Consider the following 22,232-nt stretch of genomic DNA (forward strand, 5'->3'; position numbering starts at 1 on the left):
TGTAGCTCAACTTAAAACTTATACCCTAACCCAAGTTGAATGGTTCTGTTTTTGGCATTAACACCTAAGTGATCGTCAAATATATTTGTGAAACCATAGTTATATCTTAACTCTGCAAATAGCATGAGATTAATTTTATATTCTAAATTAGCTACACCCGAATAAGCGAAATTTTTAATGCCGTCCTCATACTTATGTATTTTTAAACTCGCTTGTGGACCAGCACCAACATGAAACTTTTCACTTAACCTGAATCTTAATAATACAGGTACTTGTAAATAATCTAAATGTATACTTTCATCGTTTGCTCCTTCCGCAGAAAATTCAAACCCTGGAACTAAAGCGGTGGTTTTAGATAAACTTATGTTCGCGAAAGCCCCAAAATATATGCTGTTTCTATGTTTGTTTTCGGTAGCGTAAGGTGTACTGAAATCTAAATTAGAAATATTTAAACCGCCACGGATACCATATTTTACATCTTGTGAAAATCCTTGAAATGATAATCCAATTAATGCCGTAAAAAGTAGTATTTTTTTCATAATGAATAGGTTTGGGTTTGTAGCTTGCAATTAAGTATATGTGTACGAATATATATCATATAATCAAAAGGGGACAATTATAAAGGCTAAAGTGCAAAATTTTACTGTGTATTACTCGAAACGGTATCGTAATATATACTTTTTATAATACCGTCGGCCAATCCAATTTTCGGAACATAAATATTTTTTGCGCCACTCCATTTCATGGCAGACAAGTAAATACGCATGGCCGGGATAATTACATCGGCTCTATCTTGGTTAAGGTCCAACTCTGTAATACGTTCTTCATAAGAGTAACTTTGAAGCGTGTAATAATAGGATGTCATATAGAAATACGTTAAAGGTTTTCCCATCGCCTTTCCGGAAATCTTAAAGATTTTATTAATATTTCCTCCTGAACCAATCACTTCAATTTTATCGTAATCTTTTACATTAGTACGAATCCATTGCTCTAATTCTTGCCAGGTTTCTTTCCTTACCATATCATTTAAAAGTCGAACAGTTCCAATTTTAAACGATCGTGAAACTACTTGCTTGCCATGGTCTATAACGGTAAATTCAGTACTTCCACCACCTACATCAACATAAAGGTAAATTTTATTAGGCTCAATGTATTTGTTTAAATCGGTTGCTGCAATAATCGCAGCTTCTTCTTCACCTCCAATAATATCAATACTAATTCCGGCATGATCTAAAACTGATTGTACTATTTTTGCGCCATTTTCGGACTCGCGCATAGCCGAGGTAGCACAGGCTTTATATTTTACAACTTTATGCGATTTCATTAAAAGCTTAAAAGCTAACATGGTATCTAACATGCGTTGTGTATTCTCTTTGGATATTTTATTTTTAATAAAAACATCGGCTCCTAAACGAATAGGCACGCGTACCAATGAATTCTTTTTAAATTGCGCCGGTTTCCCTTTTTGTTCAATGATATTAGAAATTAAAAGTCTAACCGCATTAGAACCTATATCTATGGCCGCATATTTTTTTATTGAAAGCATATCCGTTATATTTTATTTAAATAATAATCGTAAACATCAAACTGAGATCTTACCTTCTCTTTGTCGCATACTTTGTATTCGTTTTGCTGAGTATCGTTTAACAATCTAGCTTTTACGTTATCGTTCCAGCTGATATTAAAAGTTTCTATAATCTCTTTTTTTACATCTTCGTCATAAATTGGACAACTTACTTCTACCCTGTTTTCTATATTTCTACTCATCCAATCGGCAGAAGATATATATATTTTGGTGTCTCCTCCGTTAGCAAACATATAGACTCTTGAATGTTCTAAGAATTTATCGACAACACTAATAACTTCAATATTTTCGCTCATGCCTTTTATACCAGGAATTAAGCAGCAAATACCACGAACAATCATTTGGATTTTTACACCTGCACGACTTGCTTCATACAATTTATCAATCATGGTATAACTCGAGACACTATTCATTTTTAGTCGAATAAGTCCTTCTTTACCATTTTTAACGTTATTAATTTCCTTGTCAATTAATTTGAAAATTGTTTTTTGAGTATAATGTGGCGATACGATTAAATGTTTATAGCTGTATATTTTATAGTTGGCTTCAAAAAAGCTAAATATTTTATTTACATCTTTTAAAATGCGTTGGTCTGCTGTAAAAAGCGTGTAATCGGTATAAATTTTAGCTGTAGATTCGTTAAAGTTTCCTGTACTAACAAAACCATAACGTTTTAATTTTTTTCCTTCTTCACGTTCTACCACGCACATTTTACTATGTACTTTTAAACCTGCAACACCAAATATAAGGTTAATGCCTTCACTCTGCATTTGCTCGGCATAATCTATATTAGCCTGTTCGTCAAATCGGGCACGTAACTCGATAGATACCGTAACCGATTTACCATTAATAGCGGCATTAATTAAAGAACTCGCAATATGCGATATCTCGGCTAACCTATAAATAGTGATTTTTATAGTTTTCACCATCGGATCTAAAGCAGCTTCTCTTAAAAACTTAACCACATACGAAAACGTTTGGTAAGGCGTATGTAATAAATAATCTTTGTTGGTAATCGCTTTAAAAATACTTTCTTGAAAGCTTAATCCTTTAATTGGAAGTGGGTCTATTTTGTCATAAAGCAAATCTGTACGTCCTAAACTCGGGAAACCCATATAATCTCGACGGTTGTGGTAACGTCCGCCAGGAATAATACTATCGGTATCGTCAATGCCCATTTTAGACATTAAATACTCCAAAGTTTCAGTATGTATGGTTTTATCATAAACAAAACGAACCGGCTCACCAACTTGTCTGTGTTTTACACTATCGGAAATTTTTTCCATAAAACTCTTACTCAAATCACTATCAAAATCAAGTTCACCATCTCTGGTTATTTTAATCATGTGTGCAGAAATAGTTTCATAATCGAAAATATTAAAAATATCACGCAATGAATGACGCAATAAATCATCAATCATTATAATATAACTCTTATTGCCTTGCTTCGGAAGCTCAACAAATCGATCTATAGATTTTGGAATTTCAATTAAAGCAAATTGCTTACTTCCGTCAGTCAATAACATACGTACCGCTAAGTAAGCTGCACTATCCTTTAGGTTTGGCAACACGACTAAGTCATTCAAGATAATTGTTACCAAAGCAGGACTAACTGTTTTGATAAAGTAATTTTTAATGTACTCGTTTTGGGTTTCGCTAATTTGGGTTTCATTTATAACATAAATGTTTTCTTTTTCAAGCTTACCCTTAATAGTGTTTAAAATATCTAAACTTTCGCTTTGTTGCTTAATTACAATTTGCGTTATAATTTCAAGTAATTCTTTGGCTTTTATACCTCCAAGTTCATTTTTACCACCTTTTCCTGCTTCAACTATTCGTTTTACAGTAGCATAACGTACCTTAAAAAATTCATCTAAATTATTAGAGAAAATCCCTAAAAAACGAAGTCGTTCTATTAACGGAACGTTTTCAGATAATGCCTCTTGTAATACTCTTGCATTAAATTGTAACCAGCTAATTTCTCTATTAATATAAGTGTTATTTATAGGTTCTGTATTTGTCATTGCTCTGTATTATTGATAATATGTAAAAACAAATATATTCTATTTAGATGAAAAAAAGGGCGCGATTTAAGTTATGAAATTGAAAATTTCAGAATATTTTTGGGCATCCAAAAAAACAACTAATTACCGTTCGTCGATAAAACAAAAAAAAATCATTAACAAATATAGCTAATGATCTTATTTTAAGTCTTTTGGAAAAATAGTATTTATGGTGTGTCCTGATTTTAGGTCTTTCCAATCCATAATATCAAAATTAAAAACCACAACACCGCTAGTTGAAACATTCTCTATTGGTTGGTCTCCATAGGTGTTTACAAAAGCAGTAATGGCATGATTATGACCAAAAAGCATCAAATTATTAACAGATTTTGTAGTGGATTTAATTACCGATGTTAATTGAGCTCCCGAAAAATCATATAACTCATGATTAAGAACAAATTTTTCTGGATCTATTTTTAAGTTTGAAATAAAAATTTCAGCGGTATGTTTTGCTCTGTAAGCATCGCTAGAAAGCACTAAATCAGGATGTAATTTGTAACTTAAAAAATGTTGGGAGACCAATGCTGCATCAGTTTTTCCTCGTTCGTTTAATGGTCGTTCGTGATCTATAACATTATGTTTCCATGATGATTTTGCATGTCGTACCAAAATAAGTTTTTTCATAAATTTTTCGTTTAAACGCGTTATTTATCGATAAAAAGTTGGTTTCTAAGTTAAAAAGCGATTTATTTGTAGATAAAAATAAGATAAAAATTGATATCTCAATTTAAAAATTTTAGTAAAACGTAGTTTGTAATAAAAAGAAACTTAGTGATTAAGACAACTTTTACACAGAATAAGCAAAACAAATGTCGCCTTACAACGAATTTATGAGTGATTTAACATTTATTTTTGATTTACATGTAGCCAATGCTTTCTTTTGATGAACCTATAAAATAGAAAATTATGACCCCAAATCTAATTTCAAAAACAGAGAAGACTTTCTTTTTGGAAAAACCTTCTTTATATTTCCCTCAAAAGACATTGTTAAAATTATCATTCAAAATATACAAATAACGTGTAACCAGCACTGTATTTGAAAGTGAATGTACCCAAAAACACCGCTATTACTAAAAAAAAGATTATGAAAAACACATCAATAACGACGATAAAAACCTTAATCATGGTTTGTTGTCTATCGTTCTTCTCCTACTTAGATGCCACAGCGCAAGAATATGGTATTTACGAATTAAACACGAGTAATACTCAGGCTAGAGCTGCTACAGGAAAAGCAACAAATACTAATACTAGACAAGAATTTTATAATCTTTCTCAAAAACTACATCCTACCGCATATTTAGGAAATAATAAGTTAAATAAAACTTATGGAGAAGGGGCTTTAGTGAAAATTACTTTAGAAGACGCCTCTTCTTTAAGAGTTCTTAAACAAAATAGTCTGGATTTTAGTAACGTAGAATTATTAACAATTACGTTAAAAAATCAAAGTGAATTAATAGCACCTCTTAGCATTTCAGAAGATGGCTTATCAAATTTAAAATATATTTATATTAAATGTGCTTTTGATTGTACTAGCGAACAAATTAAAAGTTTTACTAAATACATATCAAACAGTGGTATCCGTGTTTTTTACACCTCGGAAACAGCTTCATAATATAATATTTCGATATTTAAAAGAATAAGAAATGAAAAAAAATTACAATAAACAATCTTCAGTAAAAACAACATCATTTAAAATGATGTTGTTTTTAGTTTTGCTTTTCTCCACAATCCATAGTAATTACGGACAAAACATTGATTTCACAAATAGAGAATCGTCTTATACTATACAAGGTGATTTTACCATGATAGGAAATACCAACCTAACATTGGTTAACTATGCTGATAACAAAAATAATAACGCCGATATGGAATATATTGACGTTGATACGGATGATAATACCATCAACTCTTCGTCTTCCATATTAGAATTTTCAACAGAAAATCAAGCAGATCCAGAATGTTCGAATATTATATTTGCTGGTTTATATTGGACTGGTAGAGCGGCTCCTGACGGTATAGATGCCAATGATGATAATGATTTTAATTCGAATACCTTTTCGGTAGATCTCGGAAATGGAGAAACCAAAATATTAGATAAAACTAAGGTACTAATTAAAGGTCCTGACGCTGCCGATTATGTATCTGTGCAAGCTACTGATATTAAATTTCCAAATGGAACTAACAATAACATGTATGCTGCTTTTGCTGATGTTACTAATATTATTACCGATCACGGTGGAAGTGGTGAATATTTTGTTGCTGATATTGCAACTGTTGAAGGTAATGGTGGAAACATTGGTTACTCAGGAGGTTGGGGTTTAGTTGTAGTTTACGAAAACTCAAAAATGAAATGGAGAAGTGTATCTGTTTTTGATGGTTATGCTCACATGGCATCTGGTGTCGCGGAACAATTTATTGATGTCACTGGGTTTAAAGCTGTAGAAGATGGCGCTGTAAATATAAAATTAGGAGTCATGGCTGGTGAAGGTGATGTCTCTGTAAGTGGCGACCGTTTTGCTATTGTAGAACCTAATGGTAATGATGTTGCCGGTATACCTTCTACTTTATTAGATAATACATACCTCAATTTATCTCATACAGGAAATAGCCAAGACAACTTTTTTAATTCATCAGTACTTACGCATAATGGCGCTACAGGAAAAAGAAACCCAGAGTTAACAAATAATACAGGTGTAGATATTGCGATGTTCAATATTCCAAACACTGGTAATACTATCATAGCAAATAAACAAAACTATACACGTTTTAAATATAATAGTACACAAGATGCATACCTCGTTTTTAACGTTACTTTTGCTGTAGATGCTTACATTCCAGAAATTGAAGGTGTATTAACTGTAACCTCTCTTAACAACGGCACACCTAGTGATGTTAATACGAGTTTAGCTCCTAGCCAAAGTGCTAATTATGAAGTTGAAATAAAAAATACAGGAACCGAGGCTACAGACAACACAACCCTTGTTATTCCGCTTCCAGAAACTATAGATATTGATGAATTAACGGTATTAACTACAACCGACCCAAGCGTTACAGGTGGAACGCCTTACGTTATCGACAAAGTTAACCGTGAACTTGTTTGGAATATTGGAACACTCCCCGCTCCAATTGACTCAAGTGATGTTTTAGCTACAATTAGTTTTGAACTTACTGTAACTACAGATTGTAATGTTCTTAGAGATGAGGATCTTAATGAAAACGTATCGGTTAATGGTAGAATTAGTGGTGTTGGTGCCGTTTCAGGTGCCGATTTTAGTCGTGTTTTAATCCAAGGCTATGATTCTGATGACTGTGTTGGACAACCTATTCCTGCGCCTATAAACATCCCTATTGTTTACGAAGATTACGTTAACTCACCTCCTACTGGAACTGCTCCAGGAACTGTTAATATTCTTTGTAATGCTGATATTCCAGCTGTTGATTTAACATCCGTTACAAATTTAGCCGATAATTCTGGTATAACTCCTGTAGTAACTCATGATGGTGATGTTTCAGATGGCGGAAGTCCAATAGAAACTATTACAAGAACATATAACATTACTGATGATTGTGGAAATGTTACCCAAGTAACTCAAGAAATAATTATTGAAGATACTGTTCCCCCAACAATAACATGTCCTGCTGATATTACTGGTAATGCAAGTTCTGGTACTTGTGATAGTGTAGTAACTATTACAGAACCTACCGCTACTGATAATTGTATAACTACAGTTACTTTTACAGGAACTCGTGATGACGGCTTAGCTTTAACCGACGCCTATCCTGTTGGAACAACAACAATTACATGGATAGCAAATGATGGGACTAACGATAGTGATTCTTGCGAGCAAAAAGTAATCATTACAGATACGGAGGTGCCAGTAATTACTTGCCCTACGGATATAGCTTTAGACGCAGATGTTGATGCTTGTGAAAACACAAACGTTACTATTATAGAGCCTACTGCTACTGATAACTGCGCAACAACATTTACTTATACAGGAACTCGTTCTGATAATTTGGCATTAAACGCCGCTTACCCTGTGGGTGTAACAACCATTACTTGGATTGCGAATGATGGTACGAACGATAGTGCTCCTTGTGAACAAACAGTAACTATTACTGATGCACAAGCTCCAGTAATTACTTGCCCTGCGAATATTGCTTTAGATGCAGATGTTGATGCTTGTGAAAGCACAAACGTTACAATTACAGAGCCTACTGCTACTGATAACTGCGCAACATCATTTACTTACACAGGAACTCGTTCTGATAATTTAGCATTAAATGCCCCTTACCCTGTTGGTGTAACAACTATTACTTGGATAGCTAATGATGGAACAAATGATAGTGATCCTTGCGAACAAACAGTAACTATTACTGATGCACAAGCTCCAGTAATTACTTGCCCTGCGGATATAGCTTTAGATGCAGATGTTGATGCTTGTGAAAACACAAACGTTACTATTATAGAGCCTTCTGCCACTGATAACTGTGCAACATCATTTACTTATACAGGAACTCGTTCTGATAATTTAGCATTAAACGCCCCATACCCTGTTGGTGTAACAACCATTACTTGGATTGCGAATGATGGCACGAACGATAGTGATCCTTGTGAACAAACAGTAACTATTACTGATGCACAAGCTCCAATAATTACTTGCCCTGCGGATATTGCTTTAGATGCAGATGTTGATGCTTGTGAAAACACAAACGTTACTATTACAGAACCCACTGCCACTGATAACTGTGCAACAACATTTACTTATACAGGAACTCGTTCTGATAATTTAGCATTAAACGCTCCTTACCCTGTTGGTGTAACAACCATTACTTGGATAGCTAATGATGGAACAAATGATAGTGCTCCTTGCGAACAAACAGTAACTATTACTGATGCACAAGCTCCAGTAATTACTTGCCCTGCGGATATCGAAAGACCGGCAGATGAAGATTTATGTTCCGCAGTTATTACGGATATAGGAACTCCAGTGACATCAGATAATTGTGGTATTCAATCTGTTGAAAATGATGCTCCACCTCGTTATATTCTGGGTGAAAACATTGTAACTTGGACCGTAATAGATACGGCTGGAAACCAAACACAATGTGAACAAACAATAACAATTACCGATGGTAATAAACCAGAAATAGAATGTCCTGAAGACATCACTGTTCCTGTTAATAGCGATTCTTGTGTTGCTACAAATGTTTACCTCGGATCAATATCTGTAGGAGATTGTACTGATGTTGATATTACAAATGATTCTCCTGATAGCTTTCCTATAGGAACTACAGTAGTGACATGGACGGTAACAGATGAGGCTAATAATATTACTAATTGTACTCAAAACGTAACTGTTACGGATCAAACAAATCCAATAGCACTATGTAAAGCATTTACTGCGGAATTAGGTGCTGATGGTACTGTTTCAATTACAGTGGATAATATTGACAATGGATCTACCGACAACTGTAACATTGCTTCTATCACTTTAGATAAAACGAACTTTAGTTGTGACGACCTCGGTGATAATACAGTAGCATTAACTGTTACTGATGATGCAGGAAACAATGCTATTTGTACCGCTACAGTAACGGTAGTAGATTTAATAGCTCCAGTAATTACTTGCCCTGCGGATATAGCTTTAGACGCAGATGTTGATGCTTGTGAAAACACAAACGTTACTATTACAGAACCTACTGCTACTGATAACTGTGCAACAACATTCACTTATACAGGAACGCGTTCTGATAATTTAGCACTAAACGCTCCATATCCTGTTGGTGTAACAACCATTACTTGGATAGCAAATGATGGTACTAACGATAGTGCTCCTTGTGAACAAACAGTAACCATTACTGATGCACAAGCTCCAATAATTACATGCCCTTCGGATATTGCTTTAGATGCAGATGTTGATGCCTGTGAAAACACAAACGTTACAATTACAGAGCCTACTGCTACTGATAACTGTGCAACAACATTTACTTATACAGGAACTCGTTCTGATAATTTGGCATTAAACGCCGCTTACCCTGTTGGTGTAACAACTATTACTTGGGTAGCTAATGATGGGACTAACGATAGTGCTCCTTGTGAACAAACAATAACTATTACTGATGCACAAGCTCCAGTAATTACATGTCCTGCGGATATTGCTTTAGATGCAGATGTTGATGCTTGTGAAAACACAAACGTTACTATTACAGAGCCTACTGCTACTGATAACTGCGCAACAACATTTACTTATACAGGAACACGTTCTGATAATTTAGCATTAAATGCTCCTTACCCTGTTGGTGTAACTACTATTACTTGGATAGCGAATGATGGTATGAACGATAGTGATCCTTGCGAACAAACAGTAACCATTACTGATGCACAAGCTCCAGTAATTACATGTCCTGCGGATATTGCTTTAGATGCAGATGTTGATGCTTGTGAAAACACAAACGTTACTATTACAGAACCCACTGCTACTGATAACTGTGCAACAACATTTACTTATACAGGAACACGTTCTGATAATTTAGCATTAAACGCTCCATATCCTGTAGGTGTAACAACCATTACTTGGATAGCGAATGATGGAACTAACGATAGTGCTCCTTGTGAACAAACAGTAACCATTACTGATGCACAAGCTCCAGTAATTACATGTCCTGCGGATATAGCTTTAGATGCAGATGTTGATGCTTGTGAAAACACAAACGTTACAATTACAGAGCCTACTGCTACTGATAATTGTGCAACAACATTTACTTATACAGGAACACGTTCTGATAATTTAGCATTAAACGCTCCTTACCTTGTTGGTGTAACAACCATTACTTGGATAGCTAATGATGGAACAAATGATAGTGCTCCTTGTGAACAAACAGTAACTATTACTGATGCACAAGCTCCAATAATTACTTGCCCTGTGGATATAGCTTTAGATGCAGATGTTGATGCTTGTGAAAACACAAACGTTACTATTACAGAACCCACTGCTACTGATAACTGTGCAACAACATTTACTTATACAGGAACACGTTCTGATAATTTAGCATTAAACGCTCCATATCCTGTAGGTGTAACAACCATTACTTGGATAGCGAATGATGGAACTAACGATAGTGCTCCTTGTGAACAAACAGTAACCATTACTGATGCACAAGCTCCAGTAATTACATGTCCTGCGGATATAGCTTTAGATGCAGATGTTGATGCTTGTGAAAACACAAACGTTACAATTACAGAGCCTACTGCTACTGATAATTGTGCAACAACATTTACTTATACAGGAACACGTTCTGATAATTTAGCATTAAACGCTCCTTACCCTGTTGGTGTAACAACCATTACTTGGATAGCTAATGATGGAACAAATGATAGTGCTCCTTGTGAACAAACAGTAACCATTACTGATGCACAAGCTCCGGTAATTACTTGCCCTGCGGATATTGCTTTAGATGCAGATGTTGATGCTTGTGAAAACACAAACGTTACTATTACAGAGCCTACTGCTACTGATAACTGTGCAACAACATTTATTTACACAGGAATTCGTTCTGATAATTTAGCATTAAATGCTCCATATCCTGTAGGTGTAACAACCATTACTTGGATAGCGAATGATGGAACAAATGATAGTGATCCTTGCGAACAAACAGTAACCATTACTGATGCACAAGCTCCAGTAATTACATGTCCTACGGATATAGCTTTAGATGCAGATGTTGATGCTTGTGAAAACACAAACGTTACTATTACAGAACCTACTGCTACTGATAACTGTGCAACAACATTTACTTATACAGGAACACGTTCTGATAATTTAGCATTAAACGCTCCTTACCCTGTTGGTGTAACAACTATTACTTGGATAGCTAATGATGGAACAAATGATAGTGATCCTTGCGAACAAACAGTAACCATTACTGATGCACAAGCTCCAGTAATTACATGTCCTACGGATATAGCTTTAGATGCAGATGTTGATGCTTGTGAAAACACAAACGTTACTATTACAGAGCCTACTGCTACTGATAACTGTGCAACAACATTTACTTACACAGGAACACGTTCTGATAATTTAGCATTAAACGCTCCTTACCCAGTTGGTGTAACAACAATTACTTGGATTGCGAATGATGGTACTAACGATAGTGCTCCTTGTGAACAAACAGTAACCATTACTGATGCACAAGCTCCGGTAATTACTTGCCCTGCGGATATTGCTTTAGATGCAGATGTTGATGCTTGTGAAAACACAAACGTTACTATTACAGAGCCTACTGCTACTGATAACTGTGCAACAACATTTATTTACACAGGAATTCGTTCTGATAATTTAGCATTAAACGCTCCTTACCCTGTTGGTGTAACAACTATTACTTGGATAGCTAATGATGGAACAAATGATAGTGATCCTTGCGAACAAACAGTAACCATTACTGATGCAGAAATCCCAGTGATTTTATGTCCAACGGATATTCAATTAAATGCTACTGCATGTGATAATCCTAATGTAACCATAACAGAGCCAACCGCTACTGATAACTGTGCAACAACATTTACTTTTACAGGAACACGTTCTGATAATCTTGAATTAAATGACGCATATCCTGTAGGTGTAACAACCATCACATGGATCGCAAATGATGGTCTAAATGATAGTGAACCGTGTGAACAAACAATAACCATTATCGATTCAGATATTCCAGTGATAACATGTCCTGCTAATATTGAACTTGAGGCAGATGCCAACTTATGTGAAGCAACAAACGTAACTATAGAAGAGCCTACTGCTACTGATAATTGTTCAATAACATACTCAGCAACACGTTCGGACGGTTTAGAATTAACAGCTCCTTATCCTGTTGGTGTAACAACTATTACTTGGGTCGCTAATGATGGAACTAATGATAGTGAATCTTGCGATCAAACAGTAACTATTACTGATACACAAGTACCAGTAATTACTTGCCCTGATAACATTATTCGAGACGCAGATATTGACACCTGTGAAAATGCTAATATTACTATTACAGATCCTGCTGCAACAGATAACTGTGCAACAATATTTACTTTTACAGCAACACGTTCTGATAATCTTGAATTAACAGCTCCTTATCCTGTTGGAACAACAACCATTACATGGATAGCGAATGATGGAAACAACAATGACAGCGATCCTTGTTTCCAAACAGTAACAATTAACGATGTACAAAAACCTGTAATAACTTGCCCTAGCCCAATTGATTTAGAGCTAGATGCCAACACCTGTGAGTATGCTAATGTTAGCATTATAGAGCCTACAGCAACCGATAATTGTGCCGTTGCATTTAACTTTACTGCAACACGTAGTGATGGATTAGCGTTAAACGCATCTTACCCTATTGGAACAACAACCATTACTTGGATAGCCAACGATGGTTCTAACGATAGTGATCCATGTGATCAGACCGTTACAATTTCAGATGGAAATGCACCACAAATTACATGTCCTGCAGATGTAGATGTTTTTGTAGATGCTGATTCTTGTGCTGCAACAAACGTAGATCTTGGTACACTAGATGCAATAGATTGTACTTCTGTTACCATCAATAACGACGCTCCTCTTTCTTTCCCTGTTGGAGTAACTGTAGTAACTTGGACTGTGAAAGACGAAGCTGGAAACAGTTCAACATGTACACAAAATGTAACAGTAGTCGATAATATTTTCCCAACAATAACTTGTCCGGCTGATATTATTGTTAATGCTGATGAAGGTCAATGTACTGCTACCGGTGTAGATTTAGGGACACCAACTACAGATGACAACTGTGATAACTATACAATTACAAATAATGCACTAGAACCTTATGCACTTGGTGAAACTATTATAACATGGACCATCACTGATAATTCAGGTAACCAAACAACATGTTTACAAAAAGTAACCGTTAACGATGGTAACTTACCAGAAATAGTTTGCCCTGCTGATGTATCTACTTTTGTAGATGCCAACTCATGTAGTGCTACAAATGTAGAGCTAGGAACTTTAGATGTAGAAGATTGTGGTAATGTTGAAATCACAAATGATGCGCCTGAAACATTTCCTATTGGAGAAACCACAGTAACATGGACTGTAACAGACGAAGCGGATAACGAAACAACTTGTACTCAAAAAGTCACAATTATTGATAATATCCCTCCTACGTTTGTAGAGGCGCTTCCTTCGGAAACCTTAACCGTAGAATGTACTAATGTTCCAGAACCTTTAGTGTTTACAGGAATCGACAATTGCGAAACACCAACATTAACCTTTAACGAAGTAAAAACGGAAGGATCTTGTCCTTCAAACTATACTTTAGTTAGAACGTACATTGTTACAGACAAAGCTGGAAACTTTAATAATTTTGTTCAAACGATAACAGTTCAAGATACAACACCGCCTACATTTACAGGGACATTACCAAGCCCTAATTTAGTAGTTGAGTGCGATGCCGTTCCTACAGCTCCATTTGTAGCTGCTGAAGATTCATGTGGTTCTGGTTTAGCAACTGTAACCGTGGAAGATATTATCACTTATGGAACTTGCGATTCAAACTATACTATTTCAAGAATTTGGACTGCAGAAGACGAATGTGAAAACAAAACATCTTACACCCAGATCATATCTGTTCAGGATACTACCAAACCAGTATTCGATGGTACGTTACCACTAGCCAATATCACTGTAGAGTGTGATGCTATTCCAAATGCAGCAACTTTAACTGCTACCGATAACTGTGGAACTGCCACTGTAACGGTTAACGATGTAACAACGGCTGGCGATTGCCCTTCTAATTATACAATAACAAGAACATGGACAGCAACCGATGCTTGTGGCTTAACGGCAGAATATGCTCAAATAATTAATGTAGTCGATACGACAGCTCCAACACCATCAACAACTTTTGACAGTGTGCTTAATGTAAGTTGTACTGAAATACCAGAAATACCAACAGTAGCTTTTACTGATAATTGTTCAACAAACATTACTGTTGAATTTAATGAAGTTAATGGATTTGATAAAGCAAATTTAATCGATTATCAAATTGTAAGAACTTGGAAAGTTACTGATGAATGTAATAATACAGCGAGTTACACACAAACATTAAATGTAGCATTAGATGAAATATTTAGTGATGTTGTAGCGGAAGATTGGTGTTATAAAGAAGGAGTTCAAGACCTTAATCAATACCTTTTAGATACGTTAGATACTGATGGTGTTTGGGAAATGATTGAAGGTGATACTAAAGCGACATTAACTAACAATGTTTTTGATCCATCAACATTAGAATTAAGTGCTGAATTTTTACCTAACGATGGTGGTATCGATTATTTATTTAGATATACAACCACAGATAATGGATGTATCAGTGTAACTGAAGTTGCTATGAATGTTCACGCCGATTGTGATGTTTTACCATGTGGCGAAAGTGATATTTCAATTTCAACAGCAATTACTCCAAATGGAGATGGTATTAACGATACTTTTGATATTGCAGGAATCGATTTATGTGGCTTCGTTGCCAGTATAAAAATATTCAACCGTTGGGGTGCTGTAGTTTATGAATCTGAGAACTACACACTAGGTAGTATGGCAACAACAGGAGCTCAAGGTGACTGGAGTGGCCACGCACCAAGATCTGCAGTTGGAAACAACGGTAAATTACCAAACGGAACGTATTACTATATCATTCAACTAAAAGATAGTGGATTAAGTCCTTTAACAGGCCCTATATATTTAGGAACCAAATAATATATTAACCTATGAAATTTTTTAAACAAAACATACTCGCAATTGCATTGCTAAGCTGTACGGTTGGAGTTGCGCAACAATTACCGCAATTCACGCAGTATATGTACAATACAATAGCTATAAATCCAGCTTACGCAGGTAGCCGTGAAGCATTAAGCGTTGTTGGATTACACAGAAGCCAATGGGTTGGTTTTAAAGGAGGTCCAATAACACAAACACTATCTATACATACACCTTTAAGGAACGATCGTATTGGATTAGGATTATCTTTCATGGAAGATGATTTAGGTCCGCAAAACTTCTCTTATCTATATGCCGATTTTTCATACTCTATTCCTACTGGAAAAGATGGTAAATTATCATTTGGTGTAAAAGGTGGTTTTACTCAATTTAGTTTTGATACCGATTTCCGATTAGACAGTTCAAACCTAACCGATCCTTTAATTTATGGAACCGAAGACCGTTGGACTCCAAATATTGGTGCTGGTGTTTATTGGAGTACAAATCGTCTTTATGTAGGTTTATCAGCTCCAAGAATATTGAATAACGATATTAACAATGGAAATGATTTCGAAGCCCTAGAACGTATCAGTTATTATTTCACAGCAGGTGTTGTTTTAGATATCAGTGAAGACTTCAAACTAAAACCAGCGGCTTTAATTAAAGCAACAAATGGAGCTCCTGTGTCTTACGATTTAACTGCAAATTTTCTTTACAAAGAAAAAATATGGTTAGGTGGTTCATACAGAATAAACGAGCAAACAGCAGCCATTGGTGGTATTGCAGATTTTCAGGTCTCTAGACAATTACGTCTAGGTTATGCTTATGAAAAACCTATTTCAGACATTGCACGTTATACAAGCGGAACACATGAAGTACTATTAATTTACGAATTCAAATTCTTGAGTTCTAAATTAAAATCACCAAGATATTTCTAAAATATTATTTTAAACGAAACTTTAAATGTTTCACTATTATCCTAAATTTAGAAGTAACAAAATAGATTAAAACAAACTAAAAGACACCCTTTTTAATGAAACTAAAGAATTACATACTGGTTTGTATAGCATTAATGTTAAGTATTACAGTCTTTGCTCAACAAGGAAAACAAAAAAGAGCAGATACCCTTTTTAATAAATTTTCATTTGTAAAAGCGGCCAAAGTTTATAGAGAGCTTATTCAAGATAACTATAATAGAGATTATGCCACAAGGCAATTAGCAGATTGCTATGCCCTACTTCGTGATCCTAGAAACGCGTCTCGATATTACAAAAGCGTTGTTAAGCAAGAAAATGTTCCTGTAGAATATTATTATAAATACGCACAATCTTTACGTGGTATGAAAAAATACGACGAATCTACCAAGTGGCTCCAAACATTTAAAGACTCTGGAGGTGTAGTAAACTCTAACGATTTTTCTAAAGATTTAAATTTTATAACTAGCGTATTTAATGCAAAACAACAGTATTTTTTAGATAAAGTTAGATTCAATTCTAAGTTTAGTGATTTTGGTGCTTTTGAAAAAGATGGACTTGTTTACTTTGCTTCATCTCGCGATGAAGGCGTTGCTATTAAACGTTTATATGGTTGGAATGAACAGCCTTTTTTAGATATTTATGTTGCCAAAGCAGGAACTCGACGTAACGTAAACCATACTTCGAAACTTAAAGGTGATGTGAATTCAATTTATCACGATGGTCCTGCCGTTATTACCAAAAATGGACAAACCATGTATTTTTCTAGAAACAACTACAAAGATCAAGTTGAAGGAAAAGACAATAAAGGGTTAACCAATATGAAGATTTACAGAGCAACTCTTCGTGATAGTATTTGGACCGATGTTGAAGATCTTTCAATCAATAATGCGGATTTTTCTACGCAACACCCTGCTTTAAACAATGATGATACTGAATTATACTTCGCCTCTGATAGACCTGGTGGCTATGGTGGATCGGATATTTATGTTGTTGATATAAATGCTGATGGTACTTTAGGAGAACCAGAAAATTTGGGAGGAATTATAAACACTGAAGAAGCCGACGGTTTCCCTTTTATCAATAATGAAGGCACCTTGTTTTTCTCTTCTGCTGGCCATGTCGGATTAGGCTTACTAGATGTTTTTGCCACAATTAAAGGTGAAGATGATAAAGCAGACGAAGTTGTTGATGTTATCAATCTAGGTGTACCAATAAACTCAAATAAAGACGATTTCTCTTTTACCATGAATCCTAATGGTATTACGGGGTATTTTGCTTCAAATAGAACTGGTGGTCGTGGTGATGATGATATTTATGCCTACCACAGAAAACCTGTTCTCCATGTTGAAGGCGTAGTTACCGATGCTATTAATGCCAAACCTATAGCAAACTCTACTATAGATTTAATTAATGATAAAGGCGAAAAAGTGGCATATATGCTCACCGATAAAAATGGTTACTATCAAATTAATATTGATCGGGATCAAGACTATAAAATTGTTGCCAGCCAAGATAAATATATCGATGATTATAGAAACTTTACTTCTAAAGATTTGCAAACCGAGTTAACTTCTATTACAGCGAACTTACTTTTAAATCCAGTACCAGATGTGATTAAACTAGCCGAATTAAATACAATTTATTTTGACTTTGACAAGCATAATATCCGTCCGGATGCCGCTTTAGAATTAGATAAGATTGTAGATTTAATGTTGAATCAATACCCTGAAATGGTTATTCGTATAGAATCACATACCGATTCTAGAGGCGCATTATCATATAATGATAAATTATCTATAGATAGAGCCAATTCAACCTATGAATACTTGGTTTCTAAAGGTGTTAAGGCCGAAAGAATAACAGAGCATGAAGGTTTTGGTGAACGCCGATTAACTAATGGTTGTCAAGATGGCCAAAAATGTGAAGAAGAAGCACATCAATTAAACAGACGAACACAGTTTATTGTCATAAAAATGGAATAAAGCAGGGTTAAAACTGCAAACATTAATAACCTACAATTATTATTTTTTTAATTAAACCAAGACCCCATGAAATTAAAAAATAGCAGTTTAACAACTCTGTTTTTGCTGGTTACCATAGCGTGTTTTTCGCAATATGGGATACAAAAAAAAGCAGATAACCTTTTTAATAAATATTCCTTTGTTGATGCAGCTGAAACCTACAAAAGCTTAATCGAAAAGGATTTTAATTCTGATTACGCCACGCGTCAGTTGGCCGACAGTTACGCATTTATGAGAAATCCTGATAGCGCTGTCGTTTATTATAAAAAAGTAGTTGAGCAAGAAAACATTCCTGTTGAATATTATTACAACTACGCGCAGGCACTTCGTGGGAGCAAAAATTACGAAGCCTACCGCCAATGGATGACTAAATATAAAGATGAAGGCGGTATTATAAATGAAACCTACTTGTCTGAAGACAAAAACTTTTTAGAGTCTATTTTTAACGCGAAACAACAATACTTTTTATCCGAAATTAAATTCAATTCAAAGTATAGCGATTTCGGGGCCGTTGAACATAATGGAAATATTTATTTCACTTCCGCGAGGGACGAAGGTGTTCTAACTAAAAAAACGTATGGCTGGAATCACGAGCCTTTCCTTGATATATATAAAACTAACAAAAGCGACAATGACACTGTTGTAAACCATAAATCAAAATTAAAAGGTAGCATTAATTCTGTTTTTCACGATGGCCCAATAACCATATCTAAAGATGGGAATACTATTTATTTTTCTCGAAACGATTTCAATAAAAATGTTTTAGGTAAAGATGAAGATGGAACTACCAATTTAAAGATTTACCGAGCAACATTAACCGATGGAAAATGGAAAAATATAGAAGAGCTTAACTTCAATAGTAACACCTACTCTACCGGACATCCAGCATTAAATAATGATGGCACAAAATTATATTTCGCGTCTAATATGCCAGGTGGATATGGAGGTTCAGATATCTATTCAGCAACAATAGCTGCAGACGGAACTATAGGCAAACCCGAAAATGTTGGTGCTATTATCAATACTTCTAAAAACGAACGTTTCCCTTTTGTCAATAGTGAGAACGTATTATTCTTTTCATCAGACGGACACCAAGGTTTAGGCCTATTAGATATTTTTGCTTCGGTTACAAATAAGGAAAAAAAAATTACGCATGTAATTAATTTGGGCGTTCCTGTAAACTCAGCCAAAGATGATTTTTCATTCTCTTTAAATCAAGATGGTTTGTCGGGATATTTCGCATCAAACCGGGACGGTGGTGTTGGTAGCGATGATATTTATGCTTTTGATAGAGTCCCTCAATTATACCTTGAAGGCACAATTACAGATAATAAAACCAACGTTGCTATTCCAGAAGCTATTATTAATTTACTAGATTTAAAAGGGCAAATAATAACTACTATTAAAACAGATAAAGATGGGTTTTATGAAGTCTCTATAGACCGTGATTCCGATTATAAACTTCAAGTTATAAAAGAAGGCTATGTTGAAGCATCTCGTCCAATATCTTCTAATAAAATGGATCAAAAAGCATTTAAGTTAGTTGAAGATTTTAAACTAAGCCAAGTAGAAAAAGTTAAACCAATCTACCCTTTTGTTGAGTTACCTCCTATTTATTTTGACTTTGATCAATCTAAAATTAGAAATCAAGATATTTCAGAATTAGACAGAATTGTAGATTTAATGACCAACAAATATCCAGAAATGGTTATAGCTATAGAATCGCATACAGATTCACGTGGTCCTACTTCATATAACAAAACGTTATCTATAGACCGCGCTAATGCAACGTATCAATATTTAATAGATCATGGCGTTGATAAAACGAGAATTGCATCATACGATGGTTTTGGTGAAGAAAAACTAACCAATGCATGCGATGGCTCTATAAAATGTTCTAGAGAAGCGCATCAAAAAAATAGAAGAACTCAATTTATTGTTTCTAAAATTGAATAAATAAACGAAATCGATAATAATTAGAAAAGTCATCAAGAACAACTTATGTTTTTGATGACTTTTCTTTTTACAAAACTTTAAAATCATCAAACAAAACGTATCATTTTTGAACTAAAAAAACGAGACTTCATTACCTTTGTTATATCATAACTTTGTTAAATTAACAAACTAAAAATTTTCCTTTTCAGAAAAAAATATTATTTTAAACATTAATTCTAAACCAATCTATCCATGTCTATAAAAAAGACAATTATTACTATAACGAGCTTATTTATTGTTATGCTCTTTTTGAGTGCTTCTAGCTGCAATAAAAAAAAGGAGATGAGTTCTATAAACACTGAAAATTGGACCAAGCGTAAAGCTAAAACAAAATTATCCGATAGTTTAGAATATGGTAAATCTTATCTTTCCATTTATTCTGAAATTTATAGTATGTCGGAACATAAAACGCACAACTTAACTTCGATGATTAGTTTAAGAAACACAAGCGACACCGACACGATTTACGTTTTAAAGGCGAATTATTTTGACACCCATGGTAAGTTGGTAAGAAGCTATTTTGATCATATTATCTATTTAGCGCCTATGGAAACTGCGGAAATTATAATTGATGAAAAAGACAAAACAGGAGGCACAGGTTCTAACTTTATTTTTGAATGGAAAACTCCAAAAAACTGTCCTGAACCACTTTTTGAGGGCATTATGAATTCTACCGTAGGTCAACAAGGATTATCCTTTGCAACCCAAGCCAAGCGTATTAAATAATTAGTTATCTTAAAATCACAGCACTTAATAAGTTACTGTTGTTTTCTAGCTTTTTTGTTTCTACTACTTCGGAAATTCTTTCCATTTTTAGTATAATAGATTACAAAAGCCCAAACAACACATATTATAACAACTAAAATTATAATATCATTTATATCTTCAGGTAAATTCATAATAGTAAGATACGAAAAAACTTCCCAATAATATTATTAGGTGTTTTTGATTCATAATTATAGACATTAGTTAATCACTATTCTAAATTAAGGCCACTACTAAAACAATAATTAAATACTTTACGAAACGTGCGCTATCCTGTATTCTCTGGCTATCGTATCTGTTTTATAAATAGATTTTATAAGTAACTTTGTAACAATTCTCTAGACAAATTTGACTCTAAACCCTTTAGCGATTACGATATAAAAAGTATGTAATGAGTTAAATAAAAATAGGTTTTGGCTTTATATTTGCCATAGTAAAATATCTAATTATTAGATAGTCTTTTTTATTGAAAGACTCGTATATCAACTTAGTTAAGAAAAAATTAAATTTATGAAAAAATTACTTTTATTATCAGTTTGCTTATTAGCAGTTACATTAACTTCAAATGCTCAGGATATTGCGGATCACGCCATTGGACTACGTCTTGGAGATAGTGATGGTTTGGGTGCAGAAGTTTCATACCAACACGCCTTAGGTGATAACAACAGAATTGAAGCCGATTTAGGATGGAGAAACAATAGTAATTACGATGCTTTTAAATTAGCAGGATTATACCAATGGGTATGGAATATTGAAGGTGGTTTTAACTGGTACGCTGGTGTTGGTGGCGGTGTTGCTTCGTATTCTGGAAAAAAGGAATACAATGACAACGATAACTTCGGAGTTTTTGCCGCAGGTGATATAGGTATTGAATATTCTTTTGATTTTCCGTTATTATTATCTCTAGATTTTAGACCAGAAATAGGAAATAACGATTTTACAGATAATACCATTTTTGATATAGCTTTAGGCGTACGCTACCAATTCTAAGCAAATAAAAAACTTATTATAACAATTAAGCGTCTTTTTTAAGGCGCTTTTTTTATGTC

The 22,232-nt window shown here is 34.5% G+C and carries 11 protein-coding genes; 7 read left to right on the forward strand and 4 right to left on the reverse strand.

Features of this window, described 5'->3' with window-relative positions:
- Positions 1-11: 11 nt before the first annotated feature.
- The 4 genes from QWY92_RS18905 to QWY92_RS18920 form a co-directional block, all read right to left on the reverse strand.
- Positions 12-539, reverse strand: a complete 528-nt coding sequence (locus QWY92_RS18905; protein WP_290274520.1) for a porin family protein — start codon at positions 537-539, stop codon at positions 12-14.
- Between the two features lie 101 nt (positions 540-640).
- On the reverse strand, positions 641-1,546 hold the full coding sequence (locus QWY92_RS18910; protein ID WP_290274523.1) for a Ppx/GppA phosphatase family protein: 906 nt from the start codon (positions 1,544-1,546) through the stop codon (positions 641-643).
- A gap of 5 nt (positions 1,547-1,551) precedes the next feature.
- On the reverse strand, positions 1,552-3,609 hold the full coding sequence (ppk1, locus tag QWY92_RS18915; protein WP_290274526.1) for a polyphosphate kinase 1: 2,058 nt from the start codon (positions 3,607-3,609) through the stop codon (positions 1,552-1,554).
- 177 nt (positions 3,610-3,786) lie between these two features.
- Entirely contained in the window at positions 3,787-4,272 is a 486-nt protein-coding gene (locus tag QWY92_RS18920; protein ID WP_290274529.1) for a SixA phosphatase family protein, read from the reverse strand.
- Between the two features lie 460 nt (positions 4,273-4,732).
- On the opposite strand from QWY92_RS18920, the gene QWY92_RS18925 reads away from it, so the two are divergent.
- The 7 genes from QWY92_RS18925 to QWY92_RS18955 all read left to right on the forward strand — a co-directional run bounded on the left by QWY92_RS18925 (position 4,733) and on the right by QWY92_RS18955 (position 22,173).
- Positions 4,733-5,260, forward strand: a complete 528-nt coding sequence (locus QWY92_RS18925; protein ID WP_290274532.1) for a hypothetical protein — start codon at positions 4,733-4,735, stop codon at positions 5,258-5,260.
- A gap of 31 nt (positions 5,261-5,291) precedes the next feature.
- A complete protein-coding gene (locus tag QWY92_RS18930; RefSeq protein WP_290274536.1) occupies positions 5,292-15,425 on the forward strand; it encodes an HYR domain-containing protein in 10,134 nt (3,377 codons plus the stop codon).
- Between the two features lie 11 nt (positions 15,426-15,436).
- A complete protein-coding gene (locus QWY92_RS18935) occupies positions 15,437-16,363 on the forward strand; it encodes a PorP/SprF family type IX secretion system membrane protein (RefSeq protein WP_290274539.1) in 927 nt (308 codons plus the stop codon).
- Positions 16,364-16,458: 95 nt separating this feature from the next.
- A complete protein-coding gene (locus QWY92_RS18940) occupies positions 16,459-18,384 on the forward strand; it encodes an OmpA family protein (RefSeq protein ID WP_290274544.1) in 1,926 nt (641 codons plus the stop codon).
- 66 nt (positions 18,385-18,450) lie between these two features.
- A complete protein-coding gene (locus QWY92_RS18945) occupies positions 18,451-20,379 on the forward strand; it encodes an OmpA family protein (protein WP_290274547.1) in 1,929 nt (642 codons plus the stop codon).
- Between the two features lie 321 nt (positions 20,380-20,700).
- The gene (locus tag QWY92_RS18950; protein WP_290274551.1) at positions 20,701-21,144 is read left to right on the forward strand and encodes a DUF3124 domain-containing protein; all 444 of its coding nucleotides are present in this window, start codon (positions 20,701-20,703) and stop codon (positions 21,142-21,144) included.
- A 549-nt stretch (positions 21,145-21,693) separates the two neighbouring features.
- Positions 21,694-22,173: a hypothetical protein gene (locus tag QWY92_RS18955; protein ID WP_290274555.1), complete on the forward strand. Its 480-nt coding sequence runs from the start codon at positions 21,694-21,696 to the stop codon at positions 22,171-22,173.
- Positions 22,174-22,232 lie beyond the last annotated feature (59 nt).

It is taken from the genome of Algibacter miyuki (assembly GCF_030409805.1).
Classification (GTDB): Bacteria; Bacteroidota; Bacteroidia; order Flavobacteriales; family Flavobacteriaceae; genus Algibacter; species Algibacter miyuki.